Consider the following 25,798-nt stretch of genomic DNA (forward strand, 5'->3'; position numbering starts at 1 on the left):
ATAGACCGTAGGACTTTTTCAGCTTGTTGCCTCAGGTCTGGCAGCGCGGACAGAACACACTGGCCCGTTGCCCCAGCTTCACTTCGCGCAGGCCGGTGCCGCAGACCTTGCAGTGCTCGCCGCCACGGCCATAAACGAACAGTTCTTGCTGGAAGTACCCCGGCTGCCCGTCACCGCCGATGAAATCCCGCAACGTGGTGCCGCCGCGCTCGATGGCCGCGGCAAGGATGCGTTTGATCTCGATCGCCAGCTTCAGATACCGCGCCCGGGAGATGCTCTTGGCTTCGCGGCGCGGATCGATCCCGGCGGCGAACAGCGCTTCGGTCGCGTAAATGTTGCCGACACCAACCACCACCGCGTTGTCCATGATGAACGGCTTGACCGCCATCGAACGCCCGCGCGACAGCTGGAACAGGCGCTCGCCGTCGAACAGATCGGTCAACGGCTCCGGCCCGAGGCGAATCAACAGTTCGTGATTGAGCGGGTCGGTACTCCACAGCATCGCGCCGAAACGGCGTGGATCGGTGTAGCGCAACGCCAGACCGGATTCCAGCTCGATATCGACGTGCTCATGCTTGAGCGCTGGCAACCCGACTTCGACCAACCGCAAGTTGCCCGACATGCCCAGATGGCTGATCAAAGTGCCGACTTCGGCGTTGATCAACAGATACTTGGCCCGCCGCTCGACCAGCACGATGCGCTGCCCGGACAGGCGCACATCGAGGTCTTCGGGGATCGGCCAGCGCAGCCGGCGGTCACGCACGATCACCCGGCTGACGCGCTGGCCTTCCAGGTGCGGAGCAATGCCCCGGCGGGTGGTTTCGACTTCCGGCAATTCAGGCATGGCGTTCTCGAATCAATGCGCGCCGAGGTCGCGGATCGTCTGTTTGAGGGTTTCGAAATCGTAGTCCGACAGACCGACGTAATCGAGAATCAGCGGGCCGATGCTGTTCCACTCGTGGTCTTCGGTCTGATTGCCCAGTACACGGTAAGACGCACAGATGTGCTCGGCCATCTTCAGGATCGCCAGCAGATTCTTCATCTGGCTATTGCGCGAGGACTCGTCGCTGAAGATCGCCAACGCATTGTGGTGATTGGCGATCGCCGTGCTGACATGTTCCGGCAGGCGCCACGACTTGGCGGTGTAGTAACCGACCACCGCGTGGTTGGTATTGAACTCGGCGTTCTCGGTGTCCACCACCCGGCATTCGGCGCTGGCGTTGGCGTAAGCCTTTTCCAGTACCGACATGTAGTTGGGGAATCGCTGCAGCATCAACGGCACACCACAGTCGTGGAACAGCCCCAAGGCGTAGGCTTCGTCGCCGGCCTGGGTGCCGATGCGCTTGGCCAGGGTCAGGCACGTCATCGCCACGTCCTGGGCGGTGTCCCAGAAACGATTGAGGGTGACGATGGTGTCATCGTTCATCTCGCCCTTGATCGACTGCGCGTTGATCAGGTTGATGATCGACCGACTGCCCAACAGGTTCACCGCACGCTGGATCGAAGTGATCTTGTTGCTCAGGCCGTAATACGGCGAGTTGACGATTTTCAGCAGAGAACCGGACAGGCCGGGATCCTGGGAGATCAGCCTGGCGATCACCTCCAGGTCCGGGTCGGGCATGTACTGCTCCATCTGCAGATCCACCATGATCTGCGGCTGCGCCGGCACGCTGATGCCTTGCAGGGATTGTTGAATCTGTTCGGTGGTCAGCTCTTGGGACATAAGTACACACTCTGGGACAGGCGGCGATTCTAACCTCTAAAAACCGCAGGACGACACACCAGTGGGCAATTGTCAGGAACTTTCATTCACGCTCAGGCTTCGGAATCTGTAATGCCCATGGGATGACTCAGCTCCCGTGCGGCGGCAAACGTCCACAGACTCAGGAGCTTAGCGATGGCCAACACACTTAACGGCAAACGCGTCGCCATTTTGGTTACAGACGGTTTCGAACAGGTCGAATTGACCGGCCCCAAGCAAGCACTGGAGCAGGCCGGCGCCCAGGTCGACATCCTTTCGGCCGAGGCCGGCAAGGTCAAAGGCTGGAACCACGACAAACCGGCAGATGACTTCAAGGTCGACCAGACATTTCAAGGCGCCAGCAGCGAGCAGTACGACGCGATCGTCCTGCCGGGCGGGGTGCAGAACTCCGACACCATCCGCATCGACCAGGATGCCCAGCATCTGGTCAAGACCGGCGCCTCCGCCGGCAAACCGATCGCGGTGATCTGCCACGGCAGCTGGCTGCTGATTTCCGCCGGGCTGGTCAACGGCAAGACCCTGACCAGCTACAAAACGCTCAAGGATGATTTGGTGAATGCCGGGGCCAATTGGGTCGACAAGGAAGTGGTCAAGGACGGTCACTTGATCAGCAGCCGCCAGCCGGACGATATTCCGGCGTTCAGCCGTGAGTTGATCGACGCGCTCTCTGCCTGACGCGCCTCTGTGGCGAGGGAGCTTGCACCCGCTCGGCTGCGCAGCAGTCGCAAGCCCTGCCAACCGGTTCGTCCTGATGAATCGAGTTGCATGAATTGGGGCCGCTTCGCAGCCCGGCAGGTGCAAGCTCCCTCGCCACATGTCCAGCGCTGAACCTGCACACGCATCAACACGGTATACTCCCGCTCTTTTTTCCGGAGCGACGTCATGTCCCTGCCTAGCCTGCGCCTCAAAGCCAACGCCGACCGTCGCCTGCGCAACGGCCACTTGTGGGTCTACAGCAACGAAATCGATGTGGCCGCCACGCCACTGCACGGCTTCAAGGCCGGCGATCAGGCGATCCTCGAAGCCGCTGGCGGCAAGCCGCTGGGCATCGTCGCGATGAGCCCGAACAACCTGATCTGCGCGCGCCTGCTGTCGCGTGACATCAAACTGGCGCTGGACAAGTCGCTGCTGGTGCACCGCCTGAACGTGGCCCTTTCACTGCGCGAGCGTCTGTTCGACAAGCCGTTCTATCGCCTGGTCTACGGCGACTCCGACCTGCTGCCAGGCCTGGTAGTCGACCGTTTCGGCGACATCCTCGTGGTGCAGATCGCCTCGGCGACCATGGAAGCGCATAAAGATGACGTGATCGCTGCACTGACCCAAGTGCTCAAGCCAAGCGGCATCCTGTTCAAGAACGACTCCGCCGCCCGTGACGCCGAAGGCCTCAACCGCTACGTCGAAACCGTGTTCGGCCTAGTGCCGGAGTGGGTGGCACTGGAAGAGAACGGCGTGAAATTCGAAGCACCGGTCATTGGCGGCCAGAAAACCGGCTGGTTCTACGACCACCGCATGAACCGCGCCCGCCTCGCCCCCTACGCCAAAGGCAAACGCGTCCTCGACCTCTATAGCTACATCGGTGGCTGGGGCGTGCAGGCTGCTGCGTTCGGCGCCAGCGAAGTGTTCTGCGTCGACGCATCGGGCTTCGCCCTCGACGGCGTCGAGCGCAACGCCGCGCTGAACGGCTTCGCCGACAAGATGACCTGCATCGAAGGCGACGTCTTCGAAGCGCTGAAGGAACTCAAGGCCAGTGAAGAACGTTTCGACGTGATCGTTGCCGACCCGCCAGCGTTCATCAAGCGCAAGAAAGACATGAAGAACGGCGAAGGCGCCTACCGTCGCCTGAACGAGCAAGCCATGCGCCTGCTGACCAAGGACGGCATTCTGGTCAGCGCTTCATGCTCGATGCACCTGCCGGAGGACGACCTGCAGAACATCCTGCTGACCAGCGCCCGTCATCTGGACCGCAACATCCAGATGCTCGAGCGCGGCGGTCAAGGCCCGGATCACCCGGTGCACCCGGCCATCGCCGAGACTCGCTACATCAAGAGCATCACCTGCCGTCTGCTGCCTAACAGCTGACAGCCCCATGAAACGGGGAGCCTGCGGGCTTCCCGTTGGCTTTACGGCGATGCAATGTCGGCGAATTGGCTTCCTCTTTCCTACAACTAACTTCCTACATGCATGCAGGACATTTCCCTGCGCATTACATTTCAAGAACTAATACTTACAAACCCGCCCTGGCAGCACGCCCACTCCGACAAAATTAATAGAAATTTCCTACCCAAGTATCGCTTGCCAATAATTCATTACAACCTATTATTAAGTTGTCACCACGACGGTGACATTCACTCTCAATGAACAAGGAGTTCATACTTATGAAAGCAATTACTCTGGAAACCAACAAAATCGCAAACCTGGCCTTCCTGGTTGCGCCTAAAGCCCGCTAAGTGAGCCAGAACGCTGGGGAGTGCCGGCACCCCAGCGTTCTTTCGACCCTTTTTCCAGAGCGATCAATACAACATGCACATCAATCCTTATTTATTCATATTGCCGCGCACACCCGGGCAAATTGTCTGGAACTATAAAGATCACACCCAGCACGAACTTGACCTGACTTACTCTTGTCGACTTGCACAACTTATCAATAACCCGGAACAGTTCGACAGACGCAACATAATAGACTCACAACTTCTGAACGCGGGCATATTAACCGTTGCAAAAATAGACAGTCCGCCATGGGGCTGGGATGAATTGTCGAAGATTTATCATATTGGCACCCAGAACATTCCCTGCGAACAGATACCCCAGAATATTCAAGAGTGGTCCAGGCAATACCTGAACCATTGCAGCGCCGTGCTGACCACACCGGCACCCGCGCAAGATCGCCCGATCCATCAAGACAAAGCTCTGATCACCCTGCCCGCCTCTGCGGCCCTGACCGTCGCCAGCCTGGGCAATGTCCTGCGCCTGAGAAAAACCTGCCGCTCCTTCACTGGCGCAGCGATCACGCTCAATGACGTCGGCACGCTGCTGTACCTCTCGCTGGGTTTTCTTCGCCATCGCGACAATGACCGCGACGAGAGCATCGCCGAGGGCCTCGGCGCCCGTCGCAGCAGCCCGTCGGGTGGCGGATTGAATGCCTGCGAAGGTTTTCTCCTGGCTCGCAATATCGAAGGCCTGAAACCGGGCATCTATGCCTATCACCCGGCAGAACACGCACTCAGCCGAGTCAATCCCTTGCCCGACCCCGCGCTGGGTCATTTGCTGGCGGGCCAGCATTTCATCAATAACCTGCCGCTAGGTCTGTTCATCACCGCACGCTTCGACAAACTCTGGTGGAAGTATGAACACTCGCGCGCCTATCGCATGGCGTTCGTCGAGGCGGGTCACCTGTCGCAGACCTTTCAACTGGTGGCCACGGCGCTGGGCCTGGGAACGTGGCTGACCGGGGCGTTTGCCGATCGTCAGGTTGAAGCCCTGCTCAAACTCGAAGGCAGCGCTGAACAACCGTTGTTCTTTGTCGGCTGCGGCGCCAGCGACGGTCAGGCGATGTGTCAGGAAATGCGCGATTTGTTGCGGGAGACGCGTCCATGAGCGCACCAACCGCGGATCAGCCCGAAGCGCCAGAGCCCTCGGCGCTTCGATTCACCCTCGGCGATTGGGACAACCACGCTTCGGTACGCACCAGTCGGCACGACTACCAGTTACCCGCAGACCTGCCGTTGCAACTGCAGACACGCTTCTGGTTTCCGCCGGCATTCCTGCCGTACCTGTCCCACCCGGCCATCAAAGCTGCAGGTAGCAGGGTCATGCATCGGCTCGCAGCCAGTCACCTGGTGCACTTTCTCGACTACACCACGCTGCTTGAGCACCGCATCGTCAACCGCGCCGTGGAAACCATAGTCCATGGCGAGTTGCCCGCATACATTCCTTCACGGATGAAAACCGCCGCGCTGCAGCTCTATACCGACGAGGGTTATCACGCGCTGTTCTCCCATCGTCTAGCCGAACAGATCGCCGAACTGCATGGTTTCACCGGTCGTCCGCAGATGCCGCTGCGCATTACCCGCCTGACCGGTCAGATCGCCCGAACCCCGGAAAGCAAACGCCCGCTGGCATGGTTTCTGCTCGGTTTCGTTTCGGAAACCATCATTGCCCGGGAGCTGCTGGAGGTGTGTCGAGAAACGTTGGTCAGCAGCGTGAATGACATGTTGCGCGACCATCTCGCTGACGAAGCGCGCCACAGCCGGTTTTTTTCCGAGGTCTTCCACTACCTCTGGTTGACCCTGAACAGCCGCCAGCGCGCCTTCGCGGCCAGAACCTTGCTGGAGACCCTGGCGACCTTCTTCGAAGTCGACGAGCAATGGCTGCACCAAAGCCTGCGCCGCGCCGGCATTGGCGAAGGCGCGATCAAGGAAATCCTCGGCAGCCTGACCAACGAACAGGCCAGCCGCCAGCGTGCCAGATCCGGAGCCACGGCCACGCTTGCCGCACTCGAAAGGGCCGGATTCTTCGCGCTACCCAACAACCGCAAACTTTTCGCCAAGGCAGGACTGATCGATGCTTGAAGGAAGAACGGTGGCAACTACCCGACAACGACGCGGGGCGGTAAGTCTGCTTTTGGCCATGGTGCTGCTGGGGGTGTTTCCGCTGGATGTCCTGCTGCCATCGTTCCCGGCACTGGCCGAACACTTCGCCAGCACCCCGACCGACATCGCCCTGTCGATCAGCCTGTTCGCAGTGGGCATCGCCTTTGCCCAACTGCTGATCGGGCCGTTGTCCGACGTTATCGGGCGCAAGGGCTTGTTGCTCGCCGGCATGGCTGTCTCGATCCTCGGCGCCATCGGTTGCGTAATGGCCAGTGACTACACACTGTTCATGACCTTTCGCATCGTGCAGGCCATCGGCTGCGGCTGTTTCGTCCTGTCACAGGCGCTGGTGCAGGATCTGTTCGAGGGCGCAGAGCGTGATCGTCTGCGGATCCTGATGGTGACCGCCACCGGGATATTCATCTCGGTGTCACCGCTGGCCGGGACCTTTCTGCAGGCGACCCTGGGCTGGCGTGGCAGCTTCTGGCTGTTCATCGCTCTGGCGCTTGTAGTGTTGCTCAAGGCCTGGCTTTTTCTGGACAGTGGTCGGCCCGCTGCAAGAGATACACCCATCCATTTTCTCAAGGCTTACCGACGGGTGCTGGGGGATTTCGAGTTCGTCGGCTATTGGCTGATCTCGGCTTTCGCGTTCGCCTGCCACTTCTCGTTCATCGTCATTTCGCCGTTGATCTTCATGGATCAATTGCAGCTGTCAGCCTACGACTTCTCGCTGATCCTGCTGATCTACGGTGCGGCCTATGTCACTGGCGGGATCGTCGCCACGCTGCTAAGCCGGCGAATCTCGCCCGGACAGCAAATGGTGGTCGGGCTGAGCCTGATCCTGCTGGCGGGGCTGGTAATGCTGTTCATGGCCAGGCACCTTGCGCTCTCAGCGGCCACGGTGCTGATTCCGATGTTGATCTGCACCGCCGGCACCACCATCGCACGCCCTGCAGCCACGTCGCGGGCCATGAGCCTGTTTCCCGAGAATGCCGGCACTTCGGCTTCGGCAGGCAGTACGATCATTTTCATTTGTGGCGGATTGATCAGCGCCTTGATCAGCCTGAGCCCAAGCAACCTGCAAACCACCCTCGGCTACTGTTTTGTCCTGCTCAGCTGCATCGCACTGGCGTTGAACAAGCGGATCAGTCATCGCGCCAGAATGATCGAGAGCGGCACCATCACGCCCTCTGGCAGCGATTGAGCCTGCCGATCGTCATGCCATACGCACCGTCGGCACTGGAACAACGCTTTGCGCCATTCCCTCCAGACGCCAGCGGTGTAGAATCGGCTGATTCATCGCCATTCATCCCCCGGCGGGTTTATGAGCTCAGGCTGAGGCAAGCGGCGATCCCGCAAAGTCATCGGCAACATCCAGGACACACGGCCATTTCTGAGTGTTCCAGACGTCAATAGAAGCTCACTCCCTTTTGATACCTGATTAGCCGCCCGGAGTGCTCCATGCCAGATTACCGCTCGAAAACATCCACCCACGGCCGCAACATGGCCGGCGCCCGCGCACTGTGGCGCGCCACCGGGATGAAAGATGACGACTTCAAGAAGCCGATCATCGCCATTGCCAACTCCTTCACCCAGTTCGTGCCGGGCCACGTGCACCTCAAAGACCTCGGTCAACTGGTTGCCCGGGAAATCGAACGCGCCGGTGGTGTAGCGAAAGAATTCAACACCATCGCCGTGGATGACGGCATTGCCATGGGCCACGACGGCATGCTGTATTCGCTGCCGAGCCGCGAGATCATCGCCGACTCGGTCGAATACATGGTCAACGCTCACTGTGCCGACGCCATCGTCTGCATCTCCAACTGCGACAAGATCACCCCGGGCATGCTGATGGCCGCCCTGCGTCTGAACATTCCGGTGATCTTCGTGTCCGGCGGCCCGATGGAAGCCGGCAAGACCAAACTCGCTTCCCACGGCCTCGACCTCGTCGACGCCATGGTGATCGCCGCCGACTCCAGCGCTTCTGACGAGAAGGTTGCCGAGTACGAGCGCAGCGCCTGTCCGACCTGCGGTTCGTGCTCCGGCATGTTCACCGCCAACTCGATGAACTGCCTGACTGAAGCCCTCGGTCTCGCACTGCCGGGCAACGGTTCGACCCTGGCGACCCACAGCGACCGCGAGCAGCTGTTCCTGCAGGCTGGCCGCACCATCGTCGAGCTGTGCAAGCGTTACTACGGCGAGAACGACGAATCCGTGCTGCCGCGCAACATCGCCAATTTCAAGGCGTTCGAGAACGCGATGATGCTCGACATCGCCATGGGCGGTTCGACCAACACCATCCTGCACCTGCTGGCTGCCGCCCAGGAAGCCGAGATCGATTTCGATCTGCGCGACATCGACCGTCTCTCGCGCAGCGTGCCGCAACTGTGCAAGGTCGCGCCGAACATCCAGAAGTACCACATGGAAGACGTGCACCGCGCTGGCGGCATCTTCAGCATCCTCGGTTCCCTTGCTCGTGGCGGCCTGCTGCACACCGACCTGCCGACCGTGCACAGTCGCAGCATGGAAGAAGCCATCGCCAAGTGGGACATCACCCAGACCACCGACGAAGCCGTGCATCACTTCTTCAAGGCCGGCCCGGCGGGCATCCCGACCCAGACCGCGTTCAGCCAGTCGACCCGTTGGGAAACCCTGGATGACGACCGTGAAAACGGCTGCATCCGCAGCTTCGAACACGCTTATTCGAAAGAAGGCGGCCTGGCTGTGCTGTACGGCAACATCGCCCTCGATGGCTGCGTGGTGAAAACCGCCGGCGTCGACGAGTCGATCCATGTCTTCGAAGGCAACGCGAAGATCTTCGAAAGCCAGGACAGCGCCGTGCGCGGCATCCTCGCCGACGAAGTGAAGGAAGGCGACATCGTCATCATTCGCTACGAAGGCCCGAAAGGCGGCCCGGGCATGCAGGAAATGCTCTACCCGACGTCGTACCTGAAGTCCAAAGGTCTGGGCAAAGCCTGTGCGTTGCTCACCGACGGTCGTTTCTCCGGCGGTACTTCCGGTCTGTCGATCGGCCACGCTTCACCAGAGGCTGCGGCCGGTGGCGCGATCGGTCTGGTGCAGGACGGCGACAAAGTGCTGATCGACATCCCGAACCGCTCGATCAACCTGTTGGTCAGCGATGAAGAACTGGCTGCGCGCCGGGTCGAGCAGGACAAGAAAGGCTGGAAACCGGTCGAGCAGCGTCCACGCAAAGTGACCACCGCCCTGAAGGCCTACGCCCTGCTGGCGACCAGCGCCGACAAGGGTGCGGTGCGCAACAAGGCGATGCTCGACGGGCTGTAAGCTTCAAGCGTCGAACACAAAAATGCCCCGCCTGAGTGCGGGGCATTTTTTGTCTGACCGAGATCCCAAAGTCACTGAAGATCAAACTGTGGGAGCGAGCCTGCTCGCGAATGCGGTATGTCAGAAAAGAAGAGGGTGACTGACACTACGCTTTCGCGAGCAGGCTCGCTCCCAAACTGGCCCTGTGTGGCTTACTGAATGTCCTCGGGTTTAACGATCACCCAGTTCTTGTCCGCCGTCACCGGCAACCCTTCCTTGGCCTGCGCCGCTGCGTGCTTGGCCATCATGCCGTTGAGCTGGGTCATGTATTTGTCCTTGCGGTTGACCCACAAGTGAATGCCGCCCTTGGCTACATCCACATCGTGGAACAGCATGTAGCCGTCGCTGCTCGGGGTATCGCCGCCCACCAGTACCGGTTTTTTCCACTCATCGATGTAGGTCAGGATCGCCGCGTGCTTGCCGGCCATCCAGGTCGCCGGGGTCCACAGGTACGGGGTCAGCTCGAGGCCGAGGTTGGCCTTCTCGTCATACTTGCCAGCGGTGATCTGCTTACGCGCAGTAGTCAGCTCGCCGGTTTCGCGGTTCTTCAGCAACGTGGTCACGCCGATCACGTTCTGCGGTTTGACGTTGTAGCCGTACTTCGGATCAGCCGCGACCATGCGCACCAGTTCCTCCGAGGCGGCGGTCATCACGTAGACCTCGATGCCGTTCTCCATCAGCTTGTTGTACAGCTCTTGCTGGCCGGTGAAGATCTTCGGCGGATTGACGTCGAGCTTCTTCACCAAATCGCCTTCGTAATAAGTCGCCGGCACCGGTTTGCCCGACGCCATCAGCTCATCGACGTAACCTTTGAGCTCCTTGAGGGTGAAGCCGGAGAACACCTGCGCTACCCATGGGTAGCAGACCATGTCGTCGACTTCGCACAGGCGATAGTAGTAACTGAACAAGCTTTCCTTGTGGTCGGCGGTGTCTTTGAACGGCATCAGTTTCAGGGAGGGATCGAGTTTTTCGCGGGTGATCAGGCCCTTGTTTTCCATGAACGGCAACAACGACTCTTCGAGGTCGTAGCGGTAACTGGTGTTGTCCATGTCGAACACCGCGTAATTACCTTTGTTGGCGTTGGCCGCGATCATCGCGTCCAGTGCCTTGGCCTGATCCGCCGGCCAGTGCTTCAGGTCGGTGGCGAATGCATGAGCGGCCAAGCCCAATCCAAGAACCACAGCGAGCATTTTCGGTGCGAACTTCATCGGCGTTTTCTCCCTGACTGAAAGACATCGACGCTAACAAATAAGTGTGACAGTCCCCGTCTGTCAGCGACCGCTTACGTCTCCTCAACGCCAGTTGCATTGCCGAGAGCGACAAGCGCTTATTCCAAAAACGACGGATGACCTGCAATTTCGGTATTAATTCATTGGAAATCAAACTGTTAGGCTTGCCGGTTCGCAGTTGCCCCCGAAGGCGACTGGCACAAGTCTTATCGGAGTCTTCATGAATCTGCCGCTGATCCTCAATCTGCTGGTGTTCCTCGCCCTGCTCTTCGGTCTGGCGCAAACCCGCCACACGACGTGGAGCCTGGCGAAAAAAGTCCTGCTCGCGCTGGTGCTCGGCGTAGCCTTCGGTGTTGCCCTGCACACTGTTTACGGAGCCGGCAACCCGGTACTGAAAGCCTCGATAGGCTGGTTCGATCTGGTCGGCAACGGTTACGTGCAACTGCTGCAAATGATCGTGATCCCGCTGGTGTTCGCCTCGATCCTCAGCGCGGTTGCACGTCTGCACAACGCGTCGTCGCTGGGCAAGATCAGCTTCCTGACCATCGGCACCCTGCTGTTCACTACCGCGATTGCGGCGCTGATCGGCATCGGCCTGACTAACCTGTTCGGCCTCACCGCCGAAGGCCTGGTCGCCGGCACGCAGGAAATGGCCCGCCTGCAAACCATCCAGACCGACTACGCCGGCAAGGTTGCCGACCTGAATGTGCCGCAGCTGCTGCTGTCGTTCATTCCGCAGAACCCGTTCGCCGACCTGGCGCGGGCCAAGCCGACTTCGATCATCAGCGTGGTGATTTTCGCGGCGTTCCTCGGGGTTGCAGCACTGCAACTGCTCAAGGATGACGTCGAAAAAGGTCAGAAAGTGATCAACGCCATCGACACTCTGCAAGCCTGGGTGATGCGTCTGGTGCGTCTGGTGATGAAGCTGACCCCTTACGGCGTGCTGGCGCTGATGACCAAAGTGGTGGCCGGTTCCAATCTGCAGGACATCATCAAGCTCGGCAGTTTCGTCGTGGTCTCGTACCTCGGTCTGGGCCTGATGTTCGTGATACACGGCCTGCTGGTGTCGGCGGCCGGGATCAACCCGGTGCGTTTCTTCCGCAAGATCTGGCCGGTGCTGACGTTCGCGTTCACCAGCCGATCCAGCGCGGCGAGCATTCCGCTGAGCATCGAAGCGCAGACCCGTCGCCTGGGTATTCCGCAGTCGATCGCCAGTTTCGCCGCCTCGTTCGGTGCGACCATCGGCCAGAACGGTTGCGCAGGTCTGTACCCGGCGATGTTGGCGGTGATGGTTGCACCAACGGTCGGCATCAACCCGCTGGATCCGCTGTGGATCGCGACGCTGGTGGCGATTGTCACCCTGAGCTCGGCCGGTGTGGCCGGTGTTGGTGGCGGCGCGACGTTCGCGGCACTGATCGTGCTGCCGGCGATGGGCTTGCCGGTGTCGCTAGTGGCGCTGCTGATTTCGGTTGAGCCGCTGATCGACATGGGTCGTACGGCGTTGAACGTGAGTGGTTCGATCACCGCCGGTGCGATTACCAGTCAAGTGATGCAGCAGACAGATAAAGCGCTGCTGGATGCGGATGAGCACGCGGAGCTGGCTCAGACTTGATGTAAAGCAAGACCAAAAGATCGCAGGCTTCGCCAGCTCCTACAGGGAAAATGCACAAACCTTGTAGGAGCTGCCGCAGGCTGCGATCTTTCAGGCCTTTTCCCAGACCTCGAAGTTGTACGCGGGCTTGTCGCCCTCAGCCGGATTCGGCACATTCGACACCAGTGTCCACTGGTTCAGATCGAACTCCGGAAACCACGCATCACCCTCCGGACTCAGCGCCACTCGGGTCAAATACAGACGATCGGCCTGCGCCAGCCCTTGCGCATACAACTGCGCGCCGCCAATCAGCATCAACTCATCGACGCCCTGCGCCTTCGCCCACTCCTCGGCGCGAACCACCGCGGCTTCCAGCGACGGATACACTTCCGCCCCTTCCAGCAGCAGATCTGGCTGACGGCTGACTACGATGTTCAAGCGGCCCGGCAGCGGACGGCCGAGGGAATCCCAGGTCTTGCGGCCCATGATGATCGGCTTGCCAAGGGTCGTGGCCTTGAAGTATTTGAAGTCCCCCGGCAGGTGCCAGGGCATGCTGTTGTCGACGCCGATCACACGGTTTTCACCGAGGGCTGCGATCAGGCTGAGGGGGAGTGATTTAGTCATACCGGCGAGGATACCAGAGCCTCGCTTGACCCGATAAGCGCCACAGCGGTTATGCTCACTGCTCAATTGAGCAACGGAATGGCGCGTGACTGAACTGACTCCACTGCAAAACCTCTGGCTGACTGAAACCATCCGCCTGCGCGAAGAACACGCAGGTCCCCTGGATGATCTGGAGGCCAATCGTCTGGCCCGCGCGGCCGGCGGCGATCTGCCGGGCCGTATTCAGCACCGCGCTGTGTGGCTGGCCGAGCGCGACGGGCTGGGCGCAGCACTCAGGCACTGGCTGCAAGGCGCGCGTCTGGCACTGGTGCTGCTGGTCATTTTCGCGCTGCTGAGCGGCGCCGGTCTGGCCTTCGCCGCGCTGAGCCAGACACCGGTCAATGTGTTCTGGGCCTTGGGCAGTCTGCTCGGACTGAATCTGATTCTGCTGCTGAGCTGGGCGCTGGGGCTGATCCTTGCCGGCGAACACGGCGCCACCCTCGGCCGCCTGTGGCTGTGGCTCAGCGAAAAACTCGCCCGCGATGCCAAAGCCGCGCAACTCGCTCCGGCCCTGCTGCTGATGCTGCAACGCAAAAAACTCAATCGCTGGGCCCTCGGCACATTGGTCAATGGTCTGTGGTTACTGGCGATGCTCAGCGCCCTGCTGTTGCTGCTGACGCTGATGGCGACCCGGCGCTACGGCTTCGTCTGGGAAACCACGATTCTCGGCGCTGACACGTTCATCAACCTGACTCAAGCCCTCGGCGCGGTGCCGGCACTGCTCGGCTTCAACGTGCCGACCGTGGAGATGATCCGCGCCAGTGGCGGCGCAGCGCTGGATATCGAAAGCGCACGACAGGCCTGGGCGACCTGGCTGGTCGGCGTGCTGCTGGTCTACGGCGTGCTGCCGCGCCTGCTGCTGGCAGTGTTGTGCTTCTGGCGCTGGAGTCGCGGCAAAGCCGCGCTGACGCTGGACTTGAACCTGCCCGGTTACGCCGAGCTGCGTGAGCGGCTGATGCCGACCAGCGAACGTCTCGGCATCAACGACGCCGCGCCGCAGCAATTGCATCGGGTCCAAAGCAGCGTCAGCGAACAGACCAGCGAGGGCGCCTTGTTGGTGGCCATCGAACTCGACGACCAGCGCCCGTGGCCGCCAGCGCTGCCGAAAACCGTGAGCAACGCCGGGATCCTCGACAGCCGCGAATCGCGACACAAACTGCTCGAACAACTCAGCCGTTTCCCCCCGGCGCGCCTGCTGATCGCCTGTGATCCACGGCGCTCGCCGGATCGCGGCAGCCTCGCACTGATCGCCGAACTGGCGCGCAACGCCAGCGCCACCCGGATCTGGCTGCTGCAAGCGCCGCCCGGCGAAGCGCTGGACAGCGCCCGCCTCGGCGACTGGCACGTCGCGCTGCAACAACTGGAGTTGCCGTTCGCCGATTGCGCGCCGATGAACTGGCTGGAGACAGGTCATGACTGATGCCCGCAAAGCCCCACTGAAACTCGCGGTGGTCGGCCACACCAACGTCGGCAAGACTTCGCTGCTGCGCACCCTGACCCGCGACGTCGGTTTCGGCGAAGTCTCGCACCGGCCGAGCACCACTCGACATGTCGAGGGTGCGCGGTTGTCGGTGGATGGCGAGCCATTGCTTGATCTCTACGACACACCCGGGCTGGAAGACGCCATTGCCCTGCTGGATTTCCTGGAACGTCTGGAGCGCCCCGGCGAACGTCTCGACGGCCCGGCACGACTGACGCGGTTTCTCGACGGCAGCGAGGCGCGCCAGCGTTTCGAACAGGAGGCCAAGGTGCTGCGGCAACTGCTCGCCTCCGATGCCGGACTCTATGTGATCGACGCCCGCGAACCGGTGCTGGCCAAGTATCGTGACGAACTCGAAGTGCTGGCCAGTTGCGGTAAACCACTGCTGCCGGTGCTGAATTTCGTCAGCAGCGCCAGCCATCGCGAGCCGGACTGGCGCGAAGCGTTGGCGCGGCTCGGCCTGCATGCGTTGGTGCGGTTCGACAGCGTTGCGCCGCCGGAGGATGGCGAACGACGACTGTACGAAAGCCTCGCATTGCTCCTGGAAAACGCCCGTCCGCAACTGCAACGCTTGATCGCCGATCAACAGGCCCAGCGTCTCGCCCGCCAGCAAAGTGCGGCACGTTTGATCGCTGAGTTGCTGATCGACTGCGCCGCGTGCCGGCGCAGCGTGGTCAGCGACGCCGAGCAGGAACAGCAAGCGATCAGCGAACTGCGCAAAGCCGTGCGCCAGCGTGAACAGAAATGCGTCGAGGCATTGCTCAAGCTCTACGCGTTCCGCCCGCAGGATGCTGCGGCCAGTGATCTGCCGTTGCTCGATGGGCGTTGGGGCGATGACTTGTTCAACCCGGAAACCCTGAAGCAACTCGGCGTGCGAGTAGGCGGCGGGATTGCGGCCGGTGCCGCGGCGGGAGCTGGGGTTGATCTGCTGGTGGGCGGGATCACCCTTGGCGCTGCGGCGCTGGCCGGGGCGATTGCCGGCGGCGCACTGCAAACCGCGCGCAGTTATGGCAGCCGCTTGCTGGGCAAGATCAAGGGACAGCGGGAATTGACCGTGGATGACGGGGTGCTGCGGCTGTTGGCGTTGCGCCAGCGCCAACTGTTGCTGGCGCTGGATCAGCGCGGGCATGCGGCAATGGAGGCGGTTCAGGTTGCCACACCGCAGGACAAGACCTGGCGCGAGGGCAAGCTACCGGATGCACTGAGCAAAGCGCGGGCGCACCCGCAGTGGTCTTCGCTCAATCCGCATCCGAAGTTGAATCAGGCGGAGCGGCAGGAGCAGATTGATCTATTGGCTGCAGATTTGTAGCGCCTGATCTGGCGCTATCGCGAGCAGACTCACTCCTACAATTGATCGCGTTCACCTTGTAGGAGTGAGCCTGCTCGCGATAGCCGCAACTCGATCCAGAGACTCAAGCTGCCAGCAGCCGCACCGCTTTCTCCTTCAGCAAGCCGAGGTCCATCACCGGCACCGACCTCTCCTTGGCCAGCTCATCCCACTGCCGCATGCGCAAACTCACGGCACACAACGGATCGCGCTCAAACACATCCGCCTCAGCCTCGCTCATCACCCCGCCCTGATACTCCAGGGTCCGGCGACTCGCTTCACTCAGGCGCTCGAAATACCCAGGCTCACGCAAGGTCAGATAGCGCTTGGCCTGCACGTGATATTCCACCAACCGTGCCATGCGCTCGCTGAACCCCGCTTCACGCAAATAATCAGCCCCCAGCCGCTCATGGCTGACCACGCCATAACCGCCCATGTTCTCCGCGCCTTCGGCACACAAATGGCCGATGTCATGGAAGAACGCCGCCAGCACCACTTCATCATCAAACCCTTCAGCCATCGCCAACTGCGCGGCCTGGGACATATGTTCGATCTGCGATACCGGCTCGCCGATGTAATCGCTGCTGCCAAAGCGCTCGTACAAGCCGAACACCCGAGCGACGACTTGCTCATGACCGGTCATCAAACTTCCTCCAGCCACTGCGCGACATTGCGCTCGGCGAGTGCGGGGCCGACGCTCATGCCGACGCCGGTGTGCATCAACGCCACACTGAGCCCCGGTGCCGGGCGCAGCAACGAAAACGGACCCGGCCCACGGGCACCATAGACACCCTGCCAGCGCTCGACCACCTGCACCTTGCAGCCCAGGGTGTGCTCGGCCAGTTCGAGCATCCAGTTGTCCACTTGCTCGGCATTGAACGGCGACGGATCGCTGCCGTAATGGTGCGAATCGCCGATGATCAGCTCGCCATACGGCGTCGGGCTCATCAGCAGGTGAATGCCGTTGTCGTGCAGGTGCGGCTGTTCGCGCAAGATCTGCGCCTGCACCGCCGCCGCTTGCGGCAGATCGGCGAAGGCGCCGTAGTGCACGCAGCTCAAACCGGTGAGCAAGGCGTGTTGCAGATTCAGCTCGACTTGCGGTTTGGCGCGGAGCATCTGCAGCCGGCAGATCTGCGGGTCGAGCGCGGCAATCGGCTCGGCCAGCAGGGTCTGATAATCGTGGCCGGAGCAGACGATGATCTGCTTTGCCGTGAAGCTGCCGGCGGTGCTGTGCAGGCGCCCCGGTTCGACGTCGCGCACCAGCGTCGAGAAGTGAAACTCGACGCCGAGGTCGCGGCGCAGATAGTCGATCAGCGCCGGGATAGCTTCCCGCGAGTACAGCTGTTGATCGTCCAGGCCGTGCAATGCAGCGCGGTGGTGGCTGAACTGACCGTGGTACAGATCACGCAGGGCTGCGCCGCGCAGCAAGGCGACGTTGTACCCGTGCTCCACGGCGCGGCCGTTGCAGAAAGCTTCGAGCAATTGCTCTTCGGCTTCGCTGCGCGCGAACAGGTACGAGCCGTTACGCTTGATCTGCAGACCGGCGAGTTGCGCCCAGTCGCCCCAGATCTCGCGGCTGGCCTTGGCCAGTTCAAGCATCGGGCCGGGTGGCTGACCAGTGACCAGCGCCTGACCGAAGTTGCGCACCGAAGCGCCAAGGGGCGTGGCGGTGCGCTCGAAAACGCTGACCTTGAGGCCGCGTTTGGCGGCAGCGTAGGCGTGGGACAGGCCGAGGATGCCGGCGCCGACGATCAGCAGGTCTTTGTGATGTGTCATAAAAGCAATCCCGCTTTTGTGGCGAGGGAGCATGCTCCCGCTCGGCTGCGCAGCAGTCGTAAATTCAGCAGATGCGGAGTGCCTGACACTACTCGTTCGCAGAATTTGGGACCGCTTCGCGCTCCAGCGGGAGCAAGCTCCCTCGCCACAGGATGTGTGAGTCAGTTATTTCGCAACGACTTTTTCGGACTTGCCGTCATAACGCTTGCGCCACTCGGTGAGGATCTCGTCGCGGTTCTTCGAGGCCCAGGCAAAGTCATTCTTGATCAGGCGCTGCTCGTAGTCGGCCGGCAGTTCGGTCTGCGGCTTGGCGATACCCGGCTGGGCGAGGACGGCGAAGTTCTCCTTGTACAGGTCCATCGCCTCGGCGCTGGCGGAGAAGTCAGCGAGTTTCTTCGCTGCGTCTTCATGCGGCGTGCCCTTGATCACGGCAGTCGCTTCGATCTCCCAGCCCAGGCCTTCCTTCGGCAGAATGATGTCCAGCGGTGCGCCTTGGCGTTTCAGCTGTACCGCCGGGTATTCGAAGGAAATGCCGATCGGAAATTCGCCCGCAGCGGCCAGTTTGCAAGGCTTGGAGCCGGAGTGAACGTACTGGCCGATGTTCTGGTGCAGACCGTCCATGTAGGCCCAGCCCTGTTTCTCGCCAAAGGTTTGCAGCCAGGCGCTGACGTCGAGGAAACCGGTGCCGGAGGACGCCGGGTTCGGCATGACGATCTTGCCCTTGTACTCAGGCTTGGTCAGATCCTGCCAGCTCACGGGTTTGCTCAGGCCCTGCTTCTCGGCTTCGACGGTGTTGAAGCAGATGGTCGCGGCCCACACGTCCATGCCGACCCAGGCTGGCGGGTTGGCGGCGTCGCGGTAGTTCGCGCCGATCTTGCCCAGATCCTTCGGTGCGTAGCTTTGCAGCATGCCCTGCTGATCGAGGATCGCCAGGCTCGAAGCGGCCAGGCCCCAGACCGCATCAGCCTGCGGACGGGCCTTTTCGGCCAGCAGCTTGGCGGTGATGATCCCGGTGGAATCGCGCACCCACTTGATCTCGACGTCCGGATTGGCCTTCTCGAACGCGGCTTTGTAAGCGGTCAGTTGCTCGGCTTCGAGAGCGGTGTACACCGTCAACTCGGTTTTTGCCGCGAAGGCATTCAGGCTGAAAGTAGCGAGCACAGCAGCGGCCAGGGCCATAGGCTTGAACATGATCGTTTTCCTGTCGGTGAGTTGAGGCTGTAGGGATAAGTCGTCAATCAGTGACCGGGCGCGGTTTGCCGCCAGGCCTGGGAACGGCGCAGCAAGCCGCGCGAAGCCCACGCCAGTAGCAAGGACACGCCTGCCGAGGTGAACAGAATCAGGGTCGACATCGCCGCCGCGCCGCCGACGTTGCCGGCGTCATCCATGTTCAGTACCGCCACTGCGGCGAGGATGGTGTCGGGGCTGTAGAGGAAGATCGCCGCCGACACAGTGGTCATCGCCGAGACGAACAGGTAGCGCACGATGTCCAGCAGCGCCGGCAGGCAGATCGGCACGGTGACGCGCAGGTAGTGGCGGTACAGCGGCGCCTTGAGCGACAGCGCGGCGGCTTCGAACTCGGCATCGAGCTGACGCAGCGCGGTGGTCGCGGTCATTTGTGCGGTGGTCAAATAATGAGCAATGGTGCAGACGATCAGCAGGGTCATCGTGCCGTACAACACGTGCAGCGGGTTGCCGCTGAGGTTGAAGAAGAAGACGTAACCCAGACCGAGCACCAGCCCCGGCACTGCCATCGGGATGAAACTGAGCATGCGCAAAATCAGATTGAGGCCGCGTTGGCTGCGGGTTTTCTCCATCAGGTAAGCGCCGGTGAAGATCAACACGCTGCCAATCAGTGCCGTGCCCAGCGCCATCTTCAGGCTGTTGCCGTAGGCCAGCCAGCCACCGCCGGCGGTCTCGTTGAACTGGTAGTGGTTGAGCGACAGCGACAGGTTGTACGGCCAGAACTTCACCAGCGAGGAAAACACCGCCATGCCGAACACCAGCAGCAGCGCCGCACTGATCAACAAAACAATCGCCAGATAGCAGCCATCACGTAGTTTGGAAGGCGCCGGTTTGAACACCTGCGCACGGCCACTCATGGAATCACCGTGACGCCGACGCAACCAGGCATCGACGCCGAAGCTGAACAGCGCTGGCAGCAACAGCACCATGCCGATCAAGGCACCGCGACCGAATTGCTGCTGGCCGACCACGGCTTTGTAGGCTTCCAGTGCCAACACCTGATAGTCGCCACCGACCACCACCGGCACGCCGAAGTCGGTGATGGTCAGGGTGAACACCAAGCAAAACGCGGCGAATACCGCCTGGCGGGTCGCCGGCCAGGTGATGCTGCGGAAAGCCTTGGCAGGACTGGCGCCCATGCTCGACGCCGCATCGAACAACCGCGCATCGGCCAGCGACAACGCCGACAACAGAATCATCAACGCATGCGGAAAGGTGTAAATCACCTCACCGAGCACGATCCCCCAGAACCCGTAGATGTTGTCCGAAAGCAGCCCGCGCAGCATGCCTTGGTTGCCGAACAGATAGACCAGTGCGATCCCCGGCAGCATCGAGGGCGCCATCAACGGCAGCAGGGAGATCCCGCGCCAGAGGCCCTTGGCCGGAATCAGGGTGCGTTGCAGGGCGTAGGCAAACAGGTAGGCCAGCGGTACGACGATGGCCGCAACGCTGAGGGAAACTTTCAGGCTGTTGCCGAGCAGCCAGTGGAAATTGGCGCTGGTCACCAGCTCCTTCGCGGCGAGCCAGCCACCACCCTGCCCGGCCTCACTGCTGAAACCTCGCCAGAAGATCGCCAGCAACGGCAGCAGCACGGCGACACCGAGCAGCAACAACAGCAGGAGTTTGCCGCCGAGGACGAAGATCCGGTCACCGACCTCGGCACCGGACACCTGCCGCACCTGCTTGTGCGGTAGCGGCAGTGCGATGTTCGCGCTCATCAGGCAAACACCTGCAGGCTGCGCGGTGGCAGGGCGACCATGATCTGCTGGGCGCCGAGGCGCGGCATCGCTTCCGGCGCCAGTTCGGCGAGCAGCGCGTGGCCCGGCAGTTGATCGAGTTCGAAACTCATGCGGCAGCGATTGCCGAGGAAAGTGATCTCGCGCACCTTGGCCGGGAACAGGTTTTCTTCGTGCACCAGCGGATTGACGTTGATTGCTTCCGGGCGGCAGAACAGTCGGCCCGAAGCACCGCTCACACTGCCATCAGCCAGACGCACATCCATCCCGCCAACCCGGGCGTGACTGGCGCTGCTGCGCTGGAACGGCAGCCAGTTGCCCTGCCCGACAAACTCGGCCACGAACGGCGTGGCCGGGCGATTGTAGATTTCCTGCGGGGTGGCGTACTGCTCGACGCGGCCGTTGTTCATCACGGCGATGCGGTCGGCCATCAGCATGGCTTCGTCCTGATTGTGGGTGACCATCAGGGTGGTGATGCCGAGGTTGCGCTGCAGTTGGCGCAGTTCGGTGCACAGGTGCTCGCGCACTCGGGCATCAAGGGCCGACATCGGTTCATCAAGCAACAGCAGCGACGGCGCCGGGGCCAGGGCGCGAGCCAGCGCGACTCGCTGTTGCTGGCCGCCGGACAACTGGCCCGGGTACTTTTTCTCACTGCCGGTGAGGCCGACCAGTTCCAGCATCTGCCCGACGCGACGGCGCACTTCGTCGCGACCGCTGCCGGCGAGGCCGTAGGCAATGTTCGCTTCGACGGTCAGATTGGGGAACAGCGCGTAGGACTGGAACAGAATGCCGTAGTCCCGGGCTTGCGGTGCGAGGTGGGAAACATCGCGGTCACCGAGGTACAACTCGCCGCTGTCCTGTTTCTCCAGCCCTGCGATGCAGCGCAGCAGCGTGGTCTTGCCGCAGCCCGAGGGGCCGAGCAGGCACACCAGTTCACCGGCCGCGACATCGAGCGAGACGTTATCCAGTGCGGTGAAGGCGCCGAAGCGCTTCTGCACGCCGCGCACTTTCATCGGCGCACCGGGGTTGGTCAGGGCAGTTGCGATTGCAGGATTCATGGACAGACCTCATCAAGCTGATGGGGCCAATCCTAGAGTTGTAATGCGTCCGTCATGTGGCAGTAGGGCAAAAACGGCTGATAGTGGTATTCGGGGATTTTGGTTAGAAGTCAAAAGATCGTCCGAAGGCTCGGGCCGTGATCGGACGATCTTTTGATGTTCAGGCCGGGGACATCTCTTGCGCCAACCCCAGGAACGCCGCCGGCAACCGCGCGCCCTTGCGCTCCTTGAGGCAATACAGGTACTCGGGAATCTGCGGCGCATTCTCGATGGTCAGCACCCGCAATTGCGGATCGTGCGGGACTTCCTGGCGGGCAATGATGCTGATGCCGATATTGCGCAGCACCGCCTCACGGATCGATTCGCGGCTGCCAATTTCCAGCAGCGGCCCGAAACTGACCCCGGCGCTCTCCAGCAACTCCTCGGTCAAACGGCGGGTGGTCGAACCCGACTCGCGCATCAGCAAGGTATGCCCGGCCAGCGCACTCAACGCCACATGTTCCTGCGCCGCCAGCGGATGATTGCGATGCACCGCCAGCACCAGTGGATCGCTACCCAATACCCGGCGAATCAACCGCGCATCCTCAAGCAACTGCGACGACGCCGCGACATCGACCCGGTAATCCTCCAGCGCTTCGAGCACCTGCTGCGAGTTGCCGATTTCCACCGACACTTCCACCTGCGGCAGACGCTCGCGGAAGGTCTTCACCAGATCGAGGATGTAATACGGCGCGGTGGCAGCGATGCGCAACGTGCCCTGTACCTGACCGCTGTTACGCAGGAAGAACTCGATGTCGGCCTCTTGCTGCAACAGCGCCTTGACCATCGGCAGCAACCGCGCGCCTTCGTCGCTGACACTCAGGCGCCGACCGCCACGGTAGAACAGCTCCACCGAATACTGGCTTTCCAGATTGCGGATCTGCGTGGTCACGGTGGGTTGGCTGAGGCCGAGCTTTTTCGCCGCCAGCGTAATGCTGCCCAGGCGGGCGACCATATAAAACGCTTTCAGCTCGGCACTCAGCACAACCATCCCTCATCGTTTATTTACGCAGCAGGCGCAAACCGTTGAACACCACCAGCAGGCTCACGCCCATGTCTGCGAACACCGCCATCCACATGGTGGCGAATCCGGCGAAGGTTACCGCAAGAAAGATAGCCTTGATCACCAGTGCCAAGGCGATGTTCTGTTTCAGGATGCTCGCGGTGTCGCGCGACAGGCTGATGAATGCCGGGATCTTGCGCAGATCGTCGTCCATCAGGGCGACATCAGCGGTTTCAATCGCGGTGTCGGTACCAGCCGCCGCCATGGCGAAACCGATTTCGGCGCGGGCCAGTGCCGGGGCGTCATTGATCCCGTCGCCGACCATGCCCACCCGATGACCCTGTGCATAAAGTGCTTCGATGGCTTGCAGCTTGTCGGTCGGCAGCAAGTCGCCCTTGGCCTGGTCGATGCCGACCTGCGCCGCGATGGCCTGCGCGGTATGCACGTTGTCACCGGTGAGCATCAGGGTTTTCACGCCCAGTGCATGCAACTGGCGGATCGCATCGCGGCTGGATTCCTTGACCGTGTCGGCTACGGCGAACAGCGCCAGCGGGCCGGAGCTGTCGAGCAGCAGCACCACGGATTTGCCTTGTTTCTCCAGCGCAAACAGCTTCTCTTCGAGTTGCGGCGAGCACAAGCCGAGCTCCTCGACCAGACGGTGGTTGCCCAAGTGATAGGTCTGACCGTTGACCTGGCCCTTCACACCGCGACCGGCCAGCGCTTCGAAGTTATCCACACTCAGCACGGCGAGGTTTTTATCCACAGCCGCATTGGCGATCGCCAGCGACACCGGGTGATCTGAGCGCCCGGCCAGCGCGGCGGCAATCGCCGGAGCGCTGGCGTCGGCGGTCGGATCCAGCGACAGGTAATCGGTCTGCACCGGCTTGCCGTGGGTGATCGTCCCGGTTTTATCCAGCGCCAGATAGTCGAGCCTGAAACCGCCCTCCAGGTACACGCCGCCCTTGACCAGAATGCCTTTGCGCGCCGCCGCCGCGAGGCCGCTGACGATGGTCACCGGCGTCGAAATCACCAGCGCGCATGGGCAGGCAACCACCAGCAACACCAGCGCACGGTAGATCCAGTCGAACCACACTGCGCCCATGAACAGCGGCGGAATGATCGCCACGGCCAGCGCCAGCACGAACACCACCGGGGTGTAGATTTTCGAGAACTGATCGACGAAGCGCTGAGTCGGCGCCCGTGCACCTTGAGCCTGCTCGACGGCGTGGATGATCCGTGCCAGCGTCGAGTTGTTCGCCGCCGCAGTCACCGTATATTCCAGCGAGCCGGCCTGGTTGATGGTGCCGGCGAAGACTTTGTCGCCCACGGTTTTCTCCACCGGCAGGCTTTCACCGGTGATCGGCGCCTGATCGATGGTCGAACTGCCGCTGACCACTTCGCCGTCCAGCGCGATACGCTCGCCGGGTTTTACCCGCACGCGGGCGCCGAGTTCGACGCTTTTAACCTCTTTTTCGATCCAGTTGCCATCGGCTTGCTGCACCGTGGCCTGTTCCGGGGTCATCTGCATCAGACCGCTGATGGCGTTGCGCGCGCGATCCAGCGAGCGCGCTTCGATCAACTCGGCCACGGTGAACAGGAACATCACCATCGCCGCTTCCGGCCACTGCCCGATCAGCACCGCACCGGTCACCGCGATGCTCATCAGCGCGTTGATGTTGAGGTTGCGGTTCTTCAGGGCGATCCAGCCCTTTTTATAGGTGGCCAGGCCGCCGCTGAGGATCGAGATCAGCGCAATGATCGCCACCACCCAGGTCGGCGCGGCGTTGGTGAAATGGATCACTTCGGCCGCCAGCGCACCGACGCCGGACAGCGCCAGGGGCCACCAGTGTTTTTTCACCGGGGCCGGGGTCGGGGCTTCGACGCCCGCCTCCAATGGCTCGGCGTGCATGCCCAAGGACGTGATCGCTTCAGTGATCGGCGCGGTGTCCGGCAGATTGTGGGTCACACCGAGCACGCGGTTGATCAGGTTGAATTCCAGCTGCTGCACGCCGGCCAGTTTGCCGAGTTTGTTCTGGATCAGCGTCTGCTCGGTCGGGCAGTCCATCGCTTCGATGCGGAAACTGCTCAGTCGGGCGTCAGCGCTGGTTTTCTCGCTCAGTTGCACCAACGCAGGCGCGGCAGCTGTCGACGAGCAGCAAGAATCTTCGTGCGAATGAACCGGCGCAGCCGCAACGGCTTTCGACCCGCAGCAGGAATCGCCGCCATGTTCGTGCTTAGGCACAGGCTGCAATTTATGGCTGTGGCTATGATCGTGCCCGTCGCCGGGCTTGTGGGTGTGCTGAGAATCGCTCATCGGGTCGCGTCCATGAAGGTGCCTGTTGCCAAGTAAAGACCCTGTAGCCACTATAGGGTCAAGCACCCATTTGGAGATGGCCGTCATGAAGATCGGCGAACTGGCGAAACTCACCGATTGTGCCGTGGAAACCATCCGCTACTACGAGCGCGAAAACCTGCTGCCGGAACCGGCGCGCAGCGATGGCAACTACCGCGTCTACACCCAGGCCCATGCCGAACGCCTGACCTTCATCCGCAACTGCCGCACCCTCGACATGACCCTCGAAGAAATCCGCAGCCTGCTGGCCATGCGTGACAGCCCGCAGGATCAGTGTGAAAGCGTCAATACGCTGATCGACGAGCACATCCAGCATGTGAAAGCGCGGATCGACGGCTTGCTGGCGTTGCAGACACAACTGCTCGACCTGCGCCAACGTTGTGGCGAAGGGCCGGGGGCGGATCAGTGCGGGATCTTGCAGCGACTGGAGGTGAGTGGCGGGGTTGTGGCGACGGAGGTTGAGCATTCCCATGTGGGCCGCAGCCACGGCCACTAAAGACAATACATAACCCCCCCCCTGTAGGAGCTGCCGAAGGCTGCGATCTTTTGATCTTGCTGTTTACAGGATCAAAAGATCGCAGCCTTCGGCAGCTCCTACAGGGGCC

Annotated in this window: 21 protein-coding genes; 10 read left to right on the plus strand and 11 right to left on the minus strand. The window is 61.6% G+C overall.

The window, feature by feature from the left end; genetic code table 11:
- Positions 1 to 31: 31 nt before the first annotated feature.
- Together mutM and BW33_RS01235 are read right to left on the minus strand one after the other, a co-directional pair.
- Complete coding sequence (mutM, locus tag BW33_RS01230) at positions 32 to 844, minus strand: bifunctional DNA-formamidopyrimidine glycosylase/DNA-(apurinic or apyrimidinic site) lyase (protein WP_003229159.1); 813 nt, start codon at positions 842 to 844, stop codon at positions 32 to 34.
- 12 nt (positions 845 to 856) lie between these two features.
- Positions 857 to 1,669, minus strand: a complete 813-nt coding sequence (locus BW33_RS01235; RefSeq protein ID WP_177327454.1) for an HDOD domain-containing protein — start codon at positions 1,667 to 1,669, stop codon at positions 857 to 859.
- Between the two features lie 228 nt (positions 1,670 to 1,897).
- On the opposite strand from BW33_RS01235, the gene BW33_RS01240 reads away from it, so the two are divergent.
- From BW33_RS01240 to ilvD, 6 genes are all read left to right on the plus strand, one after another.
- The gene (locus BW33_RS01240) at positions 1,898 to 2,437 is read left to right on the plus strand and encodes a type 1 glutamine amidotransferase domain-containing protein (protein ID WP_047596613.1); all 540 of its coding nucleotides are present in this window, start codon (positions 1,898 to 1,900) and stop codon (positions 2,435 to 2,437) included.
- A gap of 207 nt (positions 2,438 to 2,644) precedes the next feature.
- Positions 2,645 to 3,841: a class I SAM-dependent rRNA methyltransferase gene (locus BW33_RS01245; protein WP_047596614.1), complete on the plus strand. Its 1,197-nt coding sequence runs from the start codon at positions 2,645 to 2,647 to the stop codon at positions 3,839 to 3,841.
- 441 nt (positions 3,842 to 4,282) lie between these two features.
- The gene (locus BW33_RS01250) at positions 4,283 to 5,356 is read left to right on the plus strand and encodes a SagB family peptide dehydrogenase (protein ID WP_047596615.1); all 1,074 of its coding nucleotides are present in this window, start codon (positions 4,283 to 4,285) and stop codon (positions 5,354 to 5,356) included.
- Positions 5,353 to 6,330 (plus strand): diiron oxygenase, encoded by a 978-nt coding sequence (locus BW33_RS01255; protein WP_047596617.1) that lies wholly within the window; start codon positions 5,353 to 5,355, stop codon positions 6,328 to 6,330. The genes BW33_RS01250 and BW33_RS01255 overlap by 4 nt, the downstream gene beginning before the upstream one ends.
- Positions 6,323 to 7,555, plus strand: coding sequence for a multidrug effflux MFS transporter (locus BW33_RS01260; RefSeq protein ID WP_047596618.1), 1,233 nt, complete (start codon positions 6,323 to 6,325; stop codon positions 7,553 to 7,555). The genes BW33_RS01255 and BW33_RS01260 overlap by 8 nt, the downstream gene beginning before the upstream one ends.
- Before the next feature lie 257 nt (positions 7,556 to 7,812).
- On the plus strand, positions 7,813 to 9,654 hold the full coding sequence (gene ilvD, locus BW33_RS01265; RefSeq protein ID WP_007964170.1) for a dihydroxy-acid dehydratase: 1,842 nt from the start codon (positions 7,813 to 7,815) through the stop codon (positions 9,652 to 9,654).
- Positions 9,655 to 9,845: 191 nt separating this feature from the next.
- On the opposite strand, the gene BW33_RS01270 is transcribed toward ilvD, so the two are convergent.
- Positions 9,846 to 10,901, minus strand: coding sequence for a hypothetical protein (locus tag BW33_RS01270; RefSeq protein ID WP_047596619.1), 1,056 nt, complete (start codon positions 10,899 to 10,901; stop codon positions 9,846 to 9,848).
- 241 nt (positions 10,902 to 11,142) lie between these two features.
- Between BW33_RS01270 and BW33_RS01275 the strand changes: the two genes are divergently transcribed.
- Complete coding sequence (locus tag BW33_RS01275; protein ID WP_047596620.1) at positions 11,143 to 12,534, plus strand: L-cystine transporter; 1,392 nt, start codon at positions 11,143 to 11,145, stop codon at positions 12,532 to 12,534.
- A gap of 90 nt (positions 12,535 to 12,624) precedes the next feature.
- Here BW33_RS01275 and BW33_RS01280 read toward each other — a convergent pair whose 3' ends face one another.
- Positions 12,625 to 13,137 carry a dihydrofolate reductase gene (locus tag BW33_RS01280; protein ID WP_047596621.1) on the minus strand — a complete coding sequence of 171 codons (513 nt, stop codon included), beginning with the start codon at positions 13,135 to 13,137 and terminating at the stop codon, positions 12,625 to 12,627.
- An 85-nt stretch (positions 13,138 to 13,222) separates the two neighbouring features.
- Here BW33_RS01280 and BW33_RS01285 point away from each other — a divergent pair, with 85 nt between their 5' ends.
- Together BW33_RS01285 and BW33_RS01290 are read left to right on the plus strand one after the other, a co-directional pair.
- Positions 13,223 to 14,596, plus strand: coding sequence for a DUF2868 domain-containing protein (locus BW33_RS01285; RefSeq protein ID WP_047596622.1), 1,374 nt, complete (start codon positions 13,223 to 13,225; stop codon positions 14,594 to 14,596).
- Positions 14,589 to 15,965, plus strand: coding sequence for a GTPase/DUF3482 domain-containing protein (locus BW33_RS01290; protein WP_047596623.1), 1,377 nt, complete (start codon positions 14,589 to 14,591; stop codon positions 15,963 to 15,965). Before BW33_RS01285 ends, BW33_RS01290 begins: the two co-directional genes overlap by 8 nt.
- Before the next feature lie 103 nt (positions 15,966 to 16,068).
- On the opposite strand, the gene BW33_RS01295 is transcribed toward BW33_RS01290, so the two are convergent.
- The 7 genes from BW33_RS01295 to BW33_RS01325 all read right to left on the minus strand — a co-directional run bounded on the left by BW33_RS01295 (position 16,069) and on the right by BW33_RS01325 (position 25,154).
- Entirely contained in the window at positions 16,069 to 16,626 is a 558-nt protein-coding gene (locus BW33_RS01295) for a phosphonate degradation HD-domain oxygenase (RefSeq protein WP_047596624.1), read from the minus strand.
- The gene (locus tag BW33_RS01300) at positions 16,626 to 17,759 is read right to left on the minus strand and encodes a TIGR03364 family FAD-dependent oxidoreductase (protein ID WP_047596625.1); all 1,134 of its coding nucleotides are present in this window, start codon (positions 17,757 to 17,759) and stop codon (positions 16,626 to 16,628) included. Before BW33_RS01300 ends, BW33_RS01295 begins: the two co-directional genes overlap by 1 nt.
- A 165-nt stretch (positions 17,760 to 17,924) precedes the next feature.
- Positions 17,925 to 18,950, minus strand: coding sequence for a putative 2-aminoethylphosphonate ABC transporter substrate-binding protein (locus tag BW33_RS01305; RefSeq protein WP_003229178.1), 1,026 nt, complete (start codon positions 18,948 to 18,950; stop codon positions 17,925 to 17,927).
- Positions 18,951 to 18,997: 47 nt separating this feature from the next.
- Complete coding sequence (locus BW33_RS01310; protein WP_047596626.1) at positions 18,998 to 20,722, minus strand: putative 2-aminoethylphosphonate ABC transporter permease subunit; 1,725 nt, start codon at positions 20,720 to 20,722, stop codon at positions 18,998 to 19,000.
- Entirely contained in the window at positions 20,722 to 21,798 is a 1,077-nt protein-coding gene (locus tag BW33_RS01315) for a putative 2-aminoethylphosphonate ABC transporter ATP-binding protein (RefSeq protein ID WP_047596627.1), read from the minus strand. Before BW33_RS01315 ends, BW33_RS01310 begins: the two co-directional genes overlap by 1 nt.
- A gap of 160 nt (positions 21,799 to 21,958) precedes the next feature.
- Entirely contained in the window at positions 21,959 to 22,822 is an 864-nt protein-coding gene (locus tag BW33_RS01320; RefSeq protein ID WP_041072184.1) for a LysR family transcriptional regulator, read from the minus strand.
- 16 nt (positions 22,823 to 22,838) lie between these two features.
- On the minus strand, positions 22,839 to 25,154 hold the full coding sequence (locus BW33_RS01325; RefSeq protein WP_047596628.1) for a heavy metal translocating P-type ATPase: 2,316 nt from the start codon (positions 25,152 to 25,154) through the stop codon (positions 22,839 to 22,841).
- Positions 25,155 to 25,239: 85 nt separating this feature from the next.
- Between BW33_RS01325 and cadR the strand changes: the two genes are divergently transcribed.
- The gene (cadR, locus tag BW33_RS01330; RefSeq protein WP_008088440.1) at positions 25,240 to 25,689 is read left to right on the plus strand and encodes a Cd(II)/Pb(II)-responsive transcriptional regulator; all 450 of its coding nucleotides are present in this window, start codon (positions 25,240 to 25,242) and stop codon (positions 25,687 to 25,689) included.
- The last annotated feature ends 109 nt before the right edge of the window (positions 25,690 to 25,798 follow it).

The organism is Pseudomonas sp. RIT288 (genome assembly GCF_000631985.1).
Classification (GTDB): Bacteria; Pseudomonadota; Gammaproteobacteria; order Pseudomonadales; family Pseudomonadaceae; genus Aquipseudomonas.